Below are 14,851 nucleotides of genomic sequence, written 5' to 3' on the forward strand. Positions count from 1 at the left end.
GTTTAAAATGAACCATCGAATCGCTATTTTATCTGATATCCACGGAGATACGACAGCCCTGGAGGCAGTAATTGCGGATGCGCGTGCTCTAGGCGCGACGGAATACTGGCTTTTAGGGGATATTTTGCTTCCGGGGCCTGGAAGAGATGACCTTTTTGAGTTACTGGATGCGATTCCGATTACAGCGGCTGTTCGTGGAAATTGGGACGATTGTGTCCTAGAGGCCTTGGATGGCGAGTATGGACTTGAGGATCCGCAGGAGATCCAATTGCTTCGCCTCACTCAGTACCTCATGGAAGGACTAGATCCTAAGCGGATCGATTGGCTTCGCTCCCTTCCTTTGGTAGAGAAAAAGGAGGTCAACGGTATTCGCTTCTCACTGACCCACAATTTGCCAGAAAAGAATTATGGTGGAGACTTGCGTCCAGCAAATGCGACGGAGAACTTTGACCAATTGCTGGATGACCAGACGGATCTGGCGATCTACGGGCATGTCCACAAGCAGTTGCTTCGCTATGGCAGCCAGGGTCAGCAGATCCTCAATCCGGGGACTATTGGCATGCCTTATTTTGACTGGGAACCAATTCAAAACCACAGAGCTCAGTATGCACTGATCGATGTCGAAGAAGACGGGGTGACCAACCTGCAATTTCGTAAGGTAGCCTATGACTATGAAGCAGAGCTTCAAGATGCCAAGGACCAGGGCCTTCCCTTTATTGAGATGTACGAAGAATTGAGACGCGAGGATAACTATCGGGGCCATAACATCGAGCTTCTAACTAGCTTAATTGAGAAATACGGTTATGCTAAAGAAGTAGCTGCCTATTTCAATCTTTCCAATGAATCATAGGTAGATCTCTTGTGTATTCAACCTATAAAAAAGAAGCGGATCTTCAAAATGTCCGCTTCTTTTTTCACAATCTTAGGCTGTAAAACCCTGCAAGCTCTTTCATTTTGTGTTAAAATAGGAGTAACAGAAATAGAAAAGGAAGAAGCTTATGAAATTTCTAGAGCTCAATAAAAAACGCCATGCGATCAAGCATTTCACTGACCAACCGGTCGATCCAAAGGATGTACGGACAGCTATTGAAATTGCGACCTTGGCACCAAGTGCGCATAATAGCCAACCTTGGAAATTTGTGGTCGTTCGTCAAAAAAATGCAGAATTGGCAAAATTAGCCTACGGTGCAAACTACGATCAAGTCATGGAAGCACCTGTGACCATCGCCCTCTTTACAGATACCGATTTGCAAAAACGGGCTCGTAAGATTGCGCGTGTCGGTGGGGTGAAAAACTTCACAGATGAGCAGTTGCAATACTTTATGCAAAATCTTCCTGCTGAATTTGCACGCTATGATGCCCAACAAACGAGTGATTACTTGGCTTTGAATGCCGGTCTTGTGGCCATGAACTTGGTACTTGCTTTGACGGACCAAGGCATTGGAACCAATATTATCTTGGGATTTGATAAATCAAAAATCAATGAAGTATTGGACATCGAAGAGCGTTTCCGTCCGGAAGTCTTGATTACGGTTGGTTATGCGGCTGAAAAAGTAGAGCCAAGCTATCGCTTACCAGTGGACGAAATCATTGACAAACGCTAAGCCAATTAGCAATAAGAAGATTGAGGAGGAATTCATGACAACAGTTGACTTTAAAGCAGAAGTAGAAAAACGTCGCGATGAGATGATGGCTGACCTATACAGCCTCTTGGAAATCAATTCTGAACGCGATGACAGCAAGGCAGATGCAGAGCATCCTTTTGGACCTGGTCCTGTAAAAGCTCTTGAAAAATTCTTGGAAATTGCCAAACGTGATGGCTATGAAACCAAGAATGTCGACAATTATGCCGGTCACTTTACTTTTGGTGAAGGAGAAGAAGAGCTTGGGATCTTTGCCCATATGGACGTCGTGCCTGCAGGTAGTGGCTGGAAAACGGATCCCTACAAACCAGAAATTATCGATGGCAAGCTCTATGCGCGTGGTTCGTCTGATGATAAAGGGCCTACAATGGCCTGCTACTATGGTTTGAAGATCATTAAAGACCTAGGCCTCCCTGTTTCCAAGCGCGTGCGCTTTGTTGTCGGTACAGATGAAGAATCAGGCTGGAGCGACATGGATTACTATTTCAAACACGTCGGACTTCCTGAGCCAGATTTTGGCTTCTCACCAGATGCGGAATTCCCAATCATCAATGGGGAAAAAGGAAACATCACTGAGTACCTTCATTTTGGAAATGACAACACAGGAAGTGCCCATCTTCATAGCTTTACAGGTGGCCTTCGTGAAAACATGGTACCAGAGTCAGCGACTGCAGTCGTTTCTGGACAACTACCAGATCTTGCTGGCCTCTTAGATGCCTTTGCTAAGGAACACCAGCTCAAGTATGAAATCTCAACTGTCGATGAAGAAACCTATACCGTTACGATTGTTGGGAAATCTGCTCACGGATCAACTCCTGAAGATGGGATCAATGGTGCGACCTACTTGGCTCTCTTGTTGAACCAATTTGATTTTGGTGGTGCTGCTAAGGCTTACCTTCATGTGACAGCCTCACTTCTTCACGAAGATTTTGCTGGTGAAAAATTAGGTATTGCCCATACAGATGCCAAAATGGGACCATTGAGCATGAATGCAGGTGTCTTCCATTTTGATGAAAGCCAAGCAGACAACACTATTGCCCTCAATATCCGTTACCCTCAAGGTACAGATCCTGAAACCATCAAATCCACCCTTGAAAAGATCGAAGGAGTGGCTACAGTAAGCTTGTCAGCCCACGGTCACACACCTCACTATGTTCCGATGGATGATGAATTGGTATCCACCCTCTTGCGTGTTTACGAAAAACAAACTGGCCTCAAAGGACATGAACAAGTGATCGGTGGTGGTACCTTTGGTCGTCTCTTGAAACGTGGGGTTGCCTTTGGTGCTATGTTCCCAGACTATGTCAATACTATGCACCAAGCTAATGAGTTCGCAGATGTCGAAGATCTCTATCGTGCAGCAGCTATTTACGCAGAAGCCATCTATGAACTAATCAAATAATCCACTACTCGGCCAGTTTTTCTGGCTGAGTTTTTCCATAGAAGGAGGACTTATGTCAAGGATTGAAAGCATTAAACAAGCCATTATGGCAGATCCTCAAAATAAAGAATATACAGAGAAAGGGATAGAGCCACTCTTTGCAGCCCCAAAGACAGCTCGTATCAATATCATCGGACAAGCTCCAGGGATGAAGACGGAAGAAGCTGGTATTTACTGGAAGGACAAGAGTGGTGATCGTCTGCGCGAATGGTTAGGAGTTGACGAAGACACCTTTTATAATTCTGGTTTGTTTGCGGTCATTCCCATGGACTTTTATTTCCCAGGGCATGGGAAATCTGGTGACCTTCCACCTCGCAAAGGCTTTGCGGAAAAGTGGCACCCTCAACTTCTCAAGGAGTGTCCGGATATTGAGTTAACCCTCTTAATTGGACAATATGCTCAAGCTTATTACCTTCATGAAAAGGTTAGTGGCAAAGTAACCGAACGGGTCCACCATTTTAAAGACTATTTGCCAACCTATTTTCCACTTGTTCACCCTTCCCCTCGTAATCAAATCTGGATGGCTAAAAATCCTTGGTTTGAGGCAGAAGTTGTCCCAGAATTGCAAACCTTAGTACAAGAGATCATTCAAAAATAAAGGAGAGCGAAGATGGATCCTTATCAACAAGTTAAAGAAAAATTAGATGAGTTGGGAATTTCATTTGATGTGGTGGAACACCCACCTGCATTTACGACGGAGCAGGCGGATTCTTATATTGAAGGCTTAGAAGGTGTCCGCACTAAGACCATGTTTTTGACCAACAAAAAGAAAACTCAATACTATTTGCTCATCATGGATGACCAGAAGCCATTGGATATGGATGATTTCAAAGAGCAAGTGGAAGCCAACCGGATCCGCATGGCTTCAGCAGATTCTTTAGCTGAAAAAATGCAATTACCGCCAGGAACGGTTTCTCCATTTGGTTTATTGAACAATGAAGAAAAAGATATTCGGGTCTATTTTGATCAGGATATTGTGTCAGAGGAAATCATGACCTTCCATCCCAATACTAACGAAAAAACCATCTTTATTAAAACCCAAGACTTGTTCCGATTTTTAGAGTCTATTGACTTTAACTATGAAATCCTAACCCTTCCATAACATATCTTACAGGAGAAATCATGAAAGAAATTCCATTTTCAAGCTTTTACCAAGCTTATCAAAAAGGAAACATACACGTTCTTGATGTACGCGAGCAGGAGGAATATGATGCCCTTCACTTAGATGGGGTTCGTCTTCTTCCCTTATCTGAGTTAGCAGATCGCTACCAGGAATTAGAGAAGGATCATCCCTATTATGTCATCTGCAAGTCAGGTCGACGCTCAGCACGTGCTTGCCAATTTTTGGAAGAGCAAGGCTATGATGTGACCAACGTCCAAGGTGGCATGGATGCATTTGAATCCTAAGAAACGGGAGTGGGACAGAAATCGGTAATTCATTAAGAATTCGATTTCGTCGTCCCACCTCCGCACAGTTGAGTAGGGCTGTAAAAGCTGATGAAATCAGCGTAGTAGAGCCCACTCAACCACTGCGTCTTGCTCGACAATCCAAAAATAATTGAGAGGTTAGGACTTTTGTCCCAGCCTTTTTCTTTACTAATTTCTAAAAATGAGTAGAATTTGTATGTTTTTCAAAAGATATTACAGGGATTTTCCAGTCTTTCATTGAAAATGGTTCAGAAATTTTGTATAATACCCTAGTATGAACAATAGTTAAGGAGATTAAAATATGTCAAAACAAGATTGGCTGGATTATTTCGAAGCCGTAAATGGTCGTTCTGCTAGTGCAGAAGAAATTGCTCAAGCACTGGCTGCAGGAGAATTTCAAGAAGAAGTAGTGGTTCCAGAAACCCCACAAGCCCCAGAATTTGTCGCAGCACCAACTGCCCCTGTGGAAGAACCAGTTGCTGCTCCACAAGCCCCAGAATTTGTCGCAGCACCAACTGCCCCTGTGGAAGAACCAGTTGCTGCTCCACAAGCCCCAGAATTTGTCGCAGCACCAACTGCCCCTGTGGAAGAACCAGTTGCTGCTCCACAAGCTCCAGAGTTTGTTGCAGCGCCAACTGCCCCTGTTGAAGAACCAGTCGCAGCGCCACAAGCCCCAGAGTTTGTCGCAGCACCAACTGCCCCTGTTGAAGAACCAGTCGCAGCTCCACAAGCTCCAGAGTTTGTCGCAGCGCCAGCTGCTCCTGCAGAAGAACCAGTTGCAGCTCCAGTTCAAGAACCGGCTCCTCAAGCTGCTCCAGCGAATGGGCCAGCTTTCCAACAAGCCTACCAACAACCGACTCAAGCAGCTTATCAACAAGCTCCTTACCAAGGTCAACCAGGACAACCTTATCCTGCCCAACCAAGTCAATTTGGTGTAGCCGTTGGTGGTTACTGGAATTGGTTCCTTTCAGCTTTGAAACGTCCAACGGCTGTAGAAAATCCAAAAGCACTTAACGGAATTTTACAGTATGTCTTGACTGCCTTTGTCTTGACCTTGGGGACATTCTTCACAGCTAGTGGATTTACAGGTGGTTATGGAATGGATTTCCGTGCCTTTATGTTGACATTGATTTCCCTATTCTTTAGCCTTTACGCCTTCCAAGTAGCTGGATTCTTTGTTCGTCGTGTGGTTCTTCAAGATAAGGAATACAGTTACGGTCGTTCATTTGAAGAGTTTGGACGTTTGTCTGTTTACACATTGCCACTTGCCCTCCTTGCTTTCTTAGTAGGTCTTGTAAAAGTTTATGAATTTTATGGCTTTGTAAACTTCCTTATTTTCTTCTTGTTCTTTGTTGGAACATGCTATGTCGTTCATCAAGGGTTGAACAAGACAAGCTTTAAAGCAGATAAATTCTTGCTTCTAGTAGCATCATCTGTTGTCTTGCTTCTCATTGCCATCTTTGTCATTTATGTGAATGCTCGTATTTTAGAACAAGTAGCCGTAGGATTTATTCCAAGTGCTCCAAATTTCTCTAACTTTGGATTCTAACAATATCACAAAACGGAAGGTGGGGGAACCCACTTTCCCTATTTTATAATGAGGGAGAAGAGATCCATGCAAAAGAAATGGGTTGAATTATTTGAAAAAGTGATTGGTCGCAAACCGTCACCAGAAGAGTTTATGGCTGGGAAAGCTTGTGGATTTGATTTGAAACAAATTCAGTATATCGCTGGGAATGCCCCAGCAGAGGAAGTAGCTCCTGTCGAGGAACCAGTGGTTGAACCAGTTGAAGAAGTGAAGAATGTCGATCCACTTCTAGCACCTCGACAGGCTTGGTTGCAACATTTTGAAGAAACCTATGGCCGCAAGCCAAGTGCAGAAGAATTTACCGCGGCTAAAAGTCAAAACTTCGAGTTTTTTGTAGGACCTGTGCCTGAAGCAGAATTTGCGACCCCAGATTCAACAGAAGAAACACAGGAATATGTCCCTCAACAGCAAACTAAAGAGTATACAGCTCCACTTGCCGCTGAGCAAACGCAGGTCTTTGCTGGTCCAAATGTTACAGAAGCAGGCCCAGCTCAGAAAAAACAAAAGGCCCCTAAAACGAAGGGTGAAAAGAAACTTTCCAAGAAGAAAATTGGGATTATTTCTGCTATTGCAGTCCTTGTGATAGCTTTGGTAGCAGCCTTCTTTTACTTCCAGTCAACAACGCGTGTCGAAGTGACTGCAGATAAATTTATTAAGGCAGTGGACACCAAGGATTATCGCGAAGCAGCAGATCTGCTTTCAACCGATAACGATAAATGGACAAAGGATGAAGCCGAAAGCTTTATTACCAGCATGGAAGATCAAGGGGTCGATATCGGCACAGAGTTGAACAAGATCATTGATAATGGTGGAGAAGGCAGCTATACGGATAAATCTGGAAACAAGATCTTTGGTTTGGAAAAAGCGGACAAGAAATTTGGAATCTTCCAAGAATACCGTGTGGCCAGCTATCCAGTGCAAGTGAAGGTCAAGACCAATTTGGATCAAGCCAAACTCAAAGTGGCTGCCAATAAAACAGTGACCTTGAAGAAAGATGCAGTGACAGACCTTGGTTATTTCCATTACAATACAAAAGAAATGGAATTGACTGCTAAAACAGAGGTCGGAAATGTTACTTCTAAGATCCATCTCAATCCTAAAAAAGCAACAAAGAATAATTTAGAATTGCAGTTGAATTCTGAAAAACGCAATTTAGAAGTTGAGTTCCCAGATGAAGTTGAAAACCCAACGGATGTGAAGGTTGTGGTCAACGGCAAAGAAGTCGGAACCAGCACGACCTTTGAAGTAGACAGCATTCCTTATCAAGAAATTGAAGTACATGCCGTCTTCAACATGAATGGGGAAACCTATACAACTGAAAAGGCTAAGGTGACGATTGAAGAGGGTGAGAACGATCCGATCGAACTTAAACTAGCCAAAGATACCCTAAAACGCATCAAGAGTGCACAAGATGCTAAGAAAGCGCAAGCTGCCAAAGAAGAACAAAATCGGACCTTGGCGGAAGAATTCTTGAAAGAGTACCGCGACGCTGTCTTTAGCTCCGTTTCAAATCGAAATAACACCTACTCTAAATACTATGACACACAAAGTCAAGCCTACAAAGACATGGTTGAGTTCACAACTGGTGATGGTGTTCGAAAGGCTAAGATTGACTACTATACTCCAGGAGCTTTGGACATTCAAAGTGTCACGGAAGAAAATGGTGTGGTAACGATCAAGACTTATGAAGACTTTACCGTGCATTATACAGATAGCCATCCAGATTCACAAAACCGCAAGTACAAGACCTACACCTTGAAAAAAGTAGGTGCAAGTTATGTGATTACAGATATTGTCGTAACAAAAGAATCATAGGAGATTCCCATGAAAGCAAGATTTTCCAAATTAACTTTGGTGACAGTTGCCTTGTTAACCCTGACAGCTTGCTCCCAATCTCATTCCACTAGTTCTAAATCTTCTGCAAAAGAAGAAAGCAAACAAACGCAAACCAAGTCTTCCAAAGAAACGTCTTCTGCAAAGGATACGTCAAAAGAGACTGGCAAAGAAGAGTCTTCAAAAGCTGGTAAGTCAGATGTCAAAGTGGACTCTGGTGTCAGCTATAATGGTTCTTACTATAGTGTCAAAGGGAAATATGGTGAGGTTATGATCGCCAACAAACATTATCCCTTGTCGCCTGACTTTAACCCAGGTGAAGATCCTGAAGCTGTTTCAGCCCTTCATGAATTGATCGCAGCCATGCAGGCAGAAGGATATCCGATCAGTGACCAATATAGTGGTTTTCGTAGCTACGATACCCAAGTTGGCCTCTACCAAAACTATGTCAATCAAGATGGTCAGGAAGCCGCCGATCGTTATTCTGCAAGACCGGGTTATAGTGAACACCAAACTGGTTTGACCTTTGATTTAATCGATACCAGTGGTAATTTGGTAACCGAACCTGGACCAAGTAAGTGGTTGCTCAAGAATGCTGCTAAATATGGCTTTGTGGTTCGTTACCAAGAAGGAAAAGAAAAAGTGACAGGCTACATGCCAGAAAGCTGGCATCTCCGCTATATCGGAAAAGAAGCGCAAGATATCGCGGACTCAGGTTTGAGTCTGGAAGAATACTATGGCTTCACCGGTGGCGATTACGTTGATAAATAAGAAAAGGTTGGGATTGATATCCCAACCTTTTTATTATATGTTTTTTAGAAACGCATCCAGTTCTTTTTGGTTTTTAAGAGAGATAAATTTGTCTGGATAGGTTTGGTTGACAGTCTGATAGCGTGTGACCTGTCTAGCTTGGCGACCGTCCCAAAGGATCCAACGGATGAATTCCCAGTCAAAGCGTTCGGGGCAACCTGCCGCCATACTCTCACGGACTCGGCCTTTATAACGGCGGTATCGTTTCCAGCCTCTAAAGAGGCAGTTCCAACGAGAGAAGTTGAGAAAGATAATCTGGTCCGCTTGCTCCATTCTTTCCTCATAGCAGCACCAAGAGTAATTGCCATCAATGACCCAGTCTTTATGATCGCCGAGAAACTGTCTCATCTCTTTCTCCATCCAATCCCGGTCACTGTCTATCCAGCCCGGTTGAAATTGAAGGGTATCCATGTGGAGCTTTGGAATGGAGTAGTGGCGGGCTAAGTTTTCAGCCAAGGTGGATTTACCTGAGCCAGAATAGCCGATAATAACGATTTTCATAAGCACCTTTCAAAAAATTAGGCACAAAAAAAGCTCCGGAGAGCTTGATTTTTATGCTGTTCTTGATTAACCAAGTTTCGCTGCAAGACGTGCTTTATCACGGCTAGCTTTGTTCTTGTGGATCAAACCTTTAGTTTCTGCTTTATCGATAGCTGAGCTAGCAGCGCGGTAAAGTTCTTCAGATGGGTTTGCTTCAAAAGCTTTGATTGCAGTACGCATAGCTGATTTTTGAGCTGAGTTTTTTTCGTTTTGTTTAACGTTCAATTCAGCGCGTTTGATAGCTGATTTAATGTTTGCCAAGTTATTCACCTCCATTGATAATCTAACTATCTCATTATATATGAAAAGTTAAGATTTGACAAGCCTAAAATAGCTTTTCCTTAAAAAAGTACCGTTAAAAGGCCATTTTCTCTAGCGTTTGAGATAAATTTCGTCGATTTCATGGTTGGTTGCCTTATGGAGAATCAGATCAGCTCGGTTTCTGGTTGGTTGGATGTAATGCTGCAAGTTGACTAAATTAATGGATTCCCAGACCTGATGGGCCATGCTTAAAACTTCTTCTAGGGGTTGCTCTGTAAATCGATAGTAGTAGTTATTAGGATCATTCTGAGCTAATGCAAGGAGTTTTTGGAAGCGATCGATATACCAAGATTCGATATCGTCGACCGCGGCATCCACATAGATCGAAAAATCAAAGAAATCGGTCATATAGAGACTGTCATTTTGTGGATTTTGAAAGACATTGATCCCTTCGACAATGACAAAATCAGCCGGTAAAATGGTTTGCTTCTCATCTGGGACAATATCGTATATTTCGTGGGAATAGACAGGGATTTCTACTCTCTTGTTGTTTTTAATTTGATTGAGAAAATCAAGGAGCAATTCCATATCATAGCTTTCCGGAAATCCTTTTCGATTGAGGATCTCTTGTTCTTTTAAGATAGCATTTGGATAGAGAAAACCATCCGTTGTTACCAACTCTACAGTCGAGCCTTCGAAGGTTCGTGACAGCAGGATTTGAAGTAAACGGCTAGTGGTAGATTTTCCAACCGCTACGCTTCCTGAAACACCAATGATAAAGGGTTGGCGCTCACTCGTTTTTTGAAGAAAAATACCTTTTGAGAAGGCCAAATCTTCTTTGGAACGCTTGTAGATTCCAATCAGGTTTGTCAAAGGCAGGTAGACGTCACGTACATCTTGGAGGTTGATGCGGTCGTTAAAACTTTTAATAGAATTGAGCTCTGTTTGAGAGAGTGGTGGGGTGGTTTTGCGGTGCAAATTTTGCCAGGTTTCCCGATTAATTTTTTCAAAATGTAGAAATTCTTTGTCCATATGTCACTCCTATTGTAGTCTTTAGTATACCAATTTTTAGAGGTCATGTAAACGATTTAAAAAAGGAGTGAATTATGATAAAATAACCTTATGAGTAAAATGTATTTCGATGTAAACCCAGATGCAGCCCATGATATTCATGATCTGGCTGTTGTTTTATTGGGACAAAAGATGAATTTTTATACGGACGCCGGCGTCTTTAGTAAAAAAATGATTGACTATGGAAGCCAGGTGCTCTTATCAACCCTGGATTTTCAAGAAGGGGAAAGTGTCCTCGATGTTGGCTGTGGCTATGGTCCAATTGGCCTCTCTCTAGCTAAAGCCCAGGGAGTCGCAGTGACCATGGTCGATGTCAATGAGAGGGCACTAGACTTGGCTAAGAAAAATGCTAGCCGAAACGGCGTGGAAGTTCAGATCTTTTCTTCGGATGTCTATGAAGCAGTCGAAGGGGTCTTTGACCATGTAATCAGTAATCCGCCGATCCGAGCTGGTAAGAAAGTGGTCCACCAAGTGATCACCGGTAGTTTTGAACATTTGAAACCAGGTGGAGACTTGACCATTGTCATTCAGAAAAAACAAGGGGCTCCGAGCGCTAAGGCCAAGATGGAAGAGACGTTTGGCAATTGTGAAATCGTAAAAAAAGACAAAGGCTATTATATTTTAAGAAGTGAGAAAGAATCATGAGAGCAGTAGATATCATTCAGAAAAAAAGAGATGGTCTTGCCTTAAACAAGGAAGAAATTGAATGGCTGATTGAGGGCTATGTTGCTGGAACGGTTCCAGATTACCAAATGTCCGCTTTTGCTATGGCTGTTTATTTTAAAGGGATGACGACGGAAGAAATCTCTCATATGACCATGAAGATGGTCCAAACGGGGCAACAGTTTGATCTGTCAGCTATTCCAGGAATCAAGGTGGACAAACACTCGACTGGTGGTGTAGGAGACAAGGTAACCTTGGTCTTGGTGCCTTTGGTTGCAAGTTTCGGAGTGCCGGTTGCAAAAATGAGTGGCCGTGGCTTAGGCCACACAGGTGGGACCATCGATAAGTTGGAATCCATTAAAGGTTTCCAGATTGAACGGAACCAAGAGGAATTTATCCAGCAGGTGCAGGAGATCGGCTTATCGGTCATTGGTCAATCCGACCAACTCGTAAAAGCAGACAAACTCTTGTATGCTCTGCGTGATGTGACAGCGACAGTGGACACCATTCCTTTGATTGCTAGCTCCGTCATGAGTAAGAAAATTGCTGCTGGAGCAGATGCCATCCTTCTCGATGTCACCGTTGGAGAAGGGGCCTTTATGAAGACCATTGAAGAGGCGCGTGAACTAGCTCGTACCATGGTGGATCTCGGTAATGCCGTAGGGCGCAAGACAATCGCTGTTATTACAGATATGAGCCAACCTTTGGGAACCAGTATTGGCAATCGTTTAGAGATTTTGGAAGCCTTGGATATTCTAAAAGGACAGGGGCGTGCTGATGTAACAGAGTTTATTTGTGAATTAGCACAAATCATGTTGAAATTGGCCAATGTAGATCAATCGATTGAAGCCATTCATGAACACTTGAGCAATGGACAAGCCTTAGCCAAGTTTGAAGAAATGGTCGTGGCACAAGGTGGAGACTTAGAGGATTTGCATCGTCCCGTCAAAGTAGATCAGGTCCTTGAAGTAACAGCAGATCAAGATGGCGTCATTGCAGCTTTACCTGCCATGGAATTTGGCCTGTTAGCCATGCGACTTGGTGCTGGCCGTGCTGTCAAATCGGATCCGCTTGATTATGAAACAGGGATTGTATTTGACAAAAAAGTGGGAGAGCAGGTTAAAAAAGGGGAACGCATTGCTCGTATTTTCGTGAATGAAAAAAATTCACAAGAAAGCGTTACAGAATTCAAAAAAAATGTTAAAATACTAGAAGGGGCTGAAAGCGTTAAAGAAATTATTGAAATAATATCTTAAGTAGCTCAGGAGATTGTATGAAGTTAAATAAATATATCGATCACACTCTTTTAAAACCAGATGCGCAACAAGAACAGATCGAAAAATTGATCGAAGAAGCTAAGGCATATGATTTTGCGAGTGTCTGTGTGAATCCGACATGGGTGAATTTTGTAGCTGAGGGCTTGCGCGATTCAGATGTAAAAGTTTGTACCGTCATTGGTTTTCCTTTGGGAGCAAATACCCCTTTTGTCAAAGCGTGTGAAACAAAAAATGCTATTCAAAATGGTGCCGATGAAATTGACATGGTCATTAATATCGGAGCTTTGAAGTCTAAGAATTTAGCACTAGTTGAAGAAGATATCCAAACTGTTGTCGAAGCAAGCGGTGATAAGCTGGTCAAAGTTATCATTGAGACGTGTCTCTTAACAGACAATGAAAAGATCGTTGCTTGTCAGATTGCTAAGTCAGCTGGAGCTGACTTTGTGAAGACTTCAACTGGTTTCTCAAGAGGAGGAGCGACGGTAGAAGATGTAGCCTTAATGCGTCAAACAGTTGGACCAGACATGGGAGTTAAAGCTTCTGGTGGAGCTCGCTCTTATGAAGATGCTCTTGCATTTATCGAAGCTGGTGCGACCCGTATCGGAACTTCCTCTGGTGTAGCAATCATGGAAGGAAAAGTGGCTCATGGCGACTACTGAGTTGATCAATTTAGCAGTAGAAGTGAGCCAGCAGGCTTATGTGCCCTATTCTCATTTCCCAGTTAGTGCAGTCCTTGTGACCAAGGATGACCAGATCTATACAGGTGTCAATATCGAAAATGCCAGTTTTGGATTAACCAACTGTGGGGAACGGACAGCTATTTTTAAAGCAGTTTCTGAGGGAGCACGCGAGTTCAAAGAGCTGATTATCTATGGGCAAACAGACAACCCCATCTCTCCGTGTGGTGCTTGTCGCCAGGTCATGGCTGAATTTTTTGAGCCGGATCTGCCTGTAACTTTGGTATCTAAAGATAAATCGACGGTCGTGATGACGGTCAAGGAATTACTTCCATATTCCTTTACAGATTTGACTTAGTTGGTCTGTGAGGCGGTCTTTTGACCCTTTCAATACTTCGCAACAATGTTGCACAATAATTTAGGAGGTTCAGTAATGAACAAGAAACAATGGCTAGGCCTTGGTCTAGTAACTGTCGCTGCTATCGGACTTGCAGCATGTGGAAATCGTGCGTCTAAAAAAGATAGCGCAAACTCAGAATCAAAATCTGATTTGAAAGCTGCTATTATTACCGATACTGGTGGTGTGGATGACAAATCATTCAACCAATCTGCTTGGGAAGGTTTGCAAGCTTGGGGGAAAGAAAACGGTCTTTCTAAAGGGAACGGATTCGACTACTTCCAATCAACAGATGAATCTCAATATGCGACAAACCTTGATGAAGCTGTTTCTAACGACTACAAATTGATCTTTGGTGTTGGGTTTGCCTTGAGCGACTCAGTTAAAAAAGCTGCAAAAGACAACGAAGATGTGAACTATGTCATCATTGATGATCGTATTGAAGGACAAAAGAACGTAGCATCTGCTGTTTATGCCGATAACGAAGCTGGTTACCTTGCTGGTATCGCTGCTGCGAAAACTACAAAAACTAAACAAGTTGGGTTTGTAGGTGGTATGGAAAGTGAAGTTATCACTCGTTTCCGCGCTGGATTTGAAGCTGGTGTTAAATCTGTTGACCCATCTATCAAAGTTCAAGTAGACTACGCTGGTTCATTCGGTGACTCTGCTAAAGGTAAAACAATTGCTGCTGCACAATACGCTGCAGGTGCAGATGTTATCTACCAAGTAGCTGGTGGTACTGGAGCAGGTGTCTTCTCTGAAGCAAAAGACTTGAACGAGAAGAAAAATGAAGACGAAAAAGTTTGGGTTCTTGGTGTTGACCGTGACCAAAAAGCTGAAGGTGAATACACTTCTAAAGATGGTAAAAAATCTAACTTTGTCTTGGCTTCAAGCTTGAAGAAAGTCGGAGAATCAGTAAAAGACTTGGCTAAGAAAGCTGCTGACGGTAAATTCCCTGGCGGTGAAGTGATTACTTATAGCTTGAAAGATGGTGGAGTTGATTTGACAACTGACAACCTTTCTGCAGATGCTAAAAAAGCTGTCGAAGATGCTAAAGCTAAAATCCTTGATGGGTCTCTTAAAGTTCCTGAAAAATAATATTTGATTGGGCGGCCCTCCCTTTAAGGGCCGTTTCTTTTAAAGTGAGACATTTTTGTCTCAATAAAATCTGTTAGTTGTCTAACAGATTTTATTGAAATAAAAAATTTTTGAAAGGAAACAC

The 14,851-nt window shown here is 43.0% G+C and carries 17 protein-coding genes; 14 read left to right on the top strand and 3 right to left on the bottom strand.

Translation table 11 applies throughout. The features are described 5' to 3' along the window. Nucleotides 1-7: 7 nt before the first annotated feature. The 9 genes from O3629_RS05470 to ldcB all read left to right on the top strand — a co-directional run bounded on the left by O3629_RS05470 (nt 8) and on the right by ldcB (nt 8,704). Nucleotides 8-850, top strand: coding sequence for a metallophosphoesterase family protein (locus O3629_RS05470; protein WP_343093108.1), 843 nt, complete (start codon nt 8-10; stop codon nt 848-850). Nucleotides 851-998: 148 nt separating this feature from the next. Beyond that, nucleotides 999-1,604 carry a nitroreductase family protein gene (locus tag O3629_RS05475; RefSeq protein ID WP_003001591.1) on the top strand — a complete coding sequence of 202 codons (606 nt, stop codon included), beginning with the start codon at nt 999-1,001 and terminating at the stop codon, nt 1,602-1,604. Between the two features lie 34 nt (nt 1,605-1,638). Beyond that, complete coding sequence (gene pepV / locus O3629_RS05480; protein WP_277838753.1) at nt 1,639-3,045, top strand: dipeptidase PepV; 1,407 nt, start codon at nt 1,639-1,641, stop codon at nt 3,043-3,045. A gap of 52 nt (nt 3,046-3,097) precedes the next feature. After that, entirely contained in the window at nt 3,098-3,682 is a 585-nt protein-coding gene (locus O3629_RS05485) for a uracil-DNA glycosylase family protein (protein WP_070846535.1), read from the top strand. A gap of 12 nt (nt 3,683-3,694) precedes the next feature. Then, nucleotides 3,695-4,186: a prolyl-tRNA synthetase associated domain-containing protein gene (locus tag O3629_RS05490; protein WP_070665314.1), complete on the top strand. Its 492-nt coding sequence runs from the start codon at nt 3,695-3,697 to the stop codon at nt 4,184-4,186. 20 nt (nt 4,187-4,206) lie between these two features. Beyond that, the gene (locus O3629_RS05495; RefSeq protein WP_049507134.1) at nt 4,207-4,491 is read left to right on the top strand and encodes a rhodanese-like domain-containing protein; all 285 of its coding nucleotides are present in this window, start codon (nt 4,207-4,209) and stop codon (nt 4,489-4,491) included. A 322-nt stretch (nt 4,492-4,813) separates the two neighbouring features. Next, nucleotides 4,814-6,061 (top strand): DUF6574 domain-containing protein, encoded by a 1,248-nt coding sequence (locus O3629_RS05500; RefSeq protein ID WP_371608848.1) that lies wholly within the window; start codon nt 4,814-4,816, stop codon nt 6,059-6,061. Between the two features lie 66 nt (nt 6,062-6,127). Beyond that, nucleotides 6,128-7,915: a hypothetical protein gene (locus O3629_RS05505; RefSeq protein ID WP_223324641.1), complete on the top strand. Its 1,788-nt coding sequence runs from the start codon at nt 6,128-6,130 to the stop codon at nt 7,913-7,915. Nucleotides 7,916-7,924: 9 nt separating this feature from the next. Beyond that, nucleotides 7,925-8,704, top strand: coding sequence for an LD-carboxypeptidase LdcB/DacB (gene ldcB / locus O3629_RS05510; protein ID WP_070587317.1), 780 nt, complete (start codon nt 7,925-7,927; stop codon nt 8,702-8,704). Between the two features lie 33 nt (nt 8,705-8,737). Here ldcB and O3629_RS05515 read toward each other — a convergent pair whose 3' ends face one another. The 3 genes from O3629_RS05515 to coaA form a co-directional block, all read right to left on the bottom strand. Next, nucleotides 8,738-9,244: a DNA topology modulation protein gene (locus tag O3629_RS05515; RefSeq protein ID WP_223324642.1), complete on the bottom strand. Its 507-nt coding sequence runs from the start codon at nt 9,242-9,244 to the stop codon at nt 8,738-8,740. Nucleotides 9,245-9,310: 66 nt separating this feature from the next. Continuing rightward, nucleotides 9,311-9,559, bottom strand: a complete 249-nt coding sequence (gene rpsT / locus O3629_RS05520) for a 30S ribosomal protein S20 (protein WP_003007640.1) — start codon at nt 9,557-9,559, stop codon at nt 9,311-9,313. A 96-nt stretch (nt 9,560-9,655) separates the two neighbouring features. Then, the gene (gene coaA / locus O3629_RS05525) at nt 9,656-10,576 is read right to left on the bottom strand and encodes a type I pantothenate kinase (protein ID WP_070466090.1); all 921 of its coding nucleotides are present in this window, start codon (nt 10,574-10,576) and stop codon (nt 9,656-9,658) included. A gap of 90 nt (nt 10,577-10,666) precedes the next feature. Here coaA and O3629_RS05530 point away from each other — a divergent pair, with 90 nt between their 5' ends. From O3629_RS05530 to O3629_RS05550, 5 genes are all read left to right on the top strand, one after another. Beyond that, nucleotides 10,667-11,260, top strand: a complete 594-nt coding sequence (locus O3629_RS05530) for a class I SAM-dependent methyltransferase (RefSeq protein WP_070594890.1) — start codon at nt 10,667-10,669, stop codon at nt 11,258-11,260. Next, entirely contained in the window at nt 11,257-12,534 is a 1,278-nt protein-coding gene (locus O3629_RS05535) for a pyrimidine-nucleoside phosphorylase (RefSeq protein ID WP_371608849.1), read from the top strand. The genes O3629_RS05530 and O3629_RS05535 overlap by 4 nt, the downstream gene beginning before the upstream one ends. Nucleotides 12,535-12,551: 17 nt before the next feature. Next, entirely contained in the window at nt 12,552-13,214 is a 663-nt protein-coding gene (deoC, locus tag O3629_RS05540; protein ID WP_371608850.1) for a deoxyribose-phosphate aldolase, read from the top strand. Beyond that, nucleotides 13,201-13,590: a cytidine deaminase gene (locus tag O3629_RS05545; RefSeq protein ID WP_371608851.1), complete on the top strand. Its 390-nt coding sequence runs from the start codon at nt 13,201-13,203 to the stop codon at nt 13,588-13,590. Before deoC ends, O3629_RS05545 begins: the two co-directional genes overlap by 14 nt. A gap of 75 nt (nt 13,591-13,665) precedes the next feature. Beyond that, a complete protein-coding gene (locus O3629_RS05550; RefSeq protein ID WP_371608852.1) occupies nt 13,666-14,727 on the top strand; it encodes a BMP family protein in 1,062 nt (353 codons plus the stop codon). Nucleotides 14,728-14,851 lie beyond the last annotated feature (124 nt).

This window comes from Streptococcus sp. 27098_8_12 (assembly GCF_041432115.1).
In the GTDB taxonomy this organism is placed as follows: domain Bacteria; phylum Bacillota; class Bacilli; order Lactobacillales; family Streptococcaceae; genus Streptococcus; species Streptococcus parasanguinis_V.

What these genes read in the sequence shown, in the direction of transcription:
- coaA (WP_070466090.1), bottom strand. Translation starts at nt 10,576, where the DNA reads ATGGACAAAGAATTTCTACATTTTGAAAAAATTAATCGGGAAACCTGG.
- O3629_RS05535 (WP_371608849.1), top strand. Translation starts at nt 11,257, where the DNA reads ATGAGAGCAGTAGATATCATTCAGAAAAAAAGAGATGGTCTTGCCTTA.
- O3629_RS05470 (WP_343093108.1), top strand. Translation starts at nt 8, where the DNA reads ATGAACCATCGAATCGCTATTTTATCTGATATCCACGGAGATACGACA.
- O3629_RS05545 (WP_371608851.1), top strand. Translation starts at nt 13,201, where the DNA reads ATGGCGACTACTGAGTTGATCAATTTAGCAGTAGAAGTGAGCCAGCAG.
- O3629_RS05495 (WP_049507134.1), top strand. Translation starts at nt 4,207, where the DNA reads ATGAAAGAAATTCCATTTTCAAGCTTTTACCAAGCTTATCAAAAAGGA.
- O3629_RS05485 (WP_070846535.1), top strand. Translation starts at nt 3,098, where the DNA reads ATGTCAAGGATTGAAAGCATTAAACAAGCCATTATGGCAGATCCTCAA.
- O3629_RS05505 (WP_223324641.1), top strand. Translation starts at nt 6,128, where the DNA reads ATGCAAAAGAAATGGGTTGAATTATTTGAAAAAGTGATTGGTCGCAAA.
- rpsT (WP_003007640.1), bottom strand. Translation starts at nt 9,559, where the DNA reads ATGGAGGTGAATAACTTGGCAAACATTAAATCAGCTATCAAACGCGCT.
- deoC (WP_371608850.1), top strand. Translation starts at nt 12,552, where the DNA reads ATGAAGTTAAATAAATATATCGATCACACTCTTTTAAAACCAGATGCG.
- O3629_RS05515 (WP_223324642.1), bottom strand. Translation starts at nt 9,244, where the DNA reads ATGAAAATCGTTATTATCGGCTATTCTGGCTCAGGTAAATCCACCTTG.
- O3629_RS05530 (WP_070594890.1), top strand. Translation starts at nt 10,667, where the DNA reads ATGAGTAAAATGTATTTCGATGTAAACCCAGATGCAGCCCATGATATT.
- O3629_RS05475 (WP_003001591.1), top strand. Translation starts at nt 999, where the DNA reads ATGAAATTTCTAGAGCTCAATAAAAAACGCCATGCGATCAAGCATTTC.
- ldcB (WP_070587317.1), top strand. Translation starts at nt 7,925, where the DNA reads ATGAAAGCAAGATTTTCCAAATTAACTTTGGTGACAGTTGCCTTGTTA.
- O3629_RS05550 (WP_371608852.1), top strand. Translation starts at nt 13,666, where the DNA reads ATGAACAAGAAACAATGGCTAGGCCTTGGTCTAGTAACTGTCGCTGCT.
- O3629_RS05490 (WP_070665314.1), top strand. Translation starts at nt 3,695, where the DNA reads ATGGATCCTTATCAACAAGTTAAAGAAAAATTAGATGAGTTGGGAATT.
- O3629_RS05500 (WP_371608848.1), top strand. Translation starts at nt 4,814, where the DNA reads ATGTCAAAACAAGATTGGCTGGATTATTTCGAAGCCGTAAATGGTCGT.
- pepV (WP_277838753.1), top strand. Translation starts at nt 1,639, where the DNA reads ATGACAACAGTTGACTTTAAAGCAGAAGTAGAAAAACGTCGCGATGAG.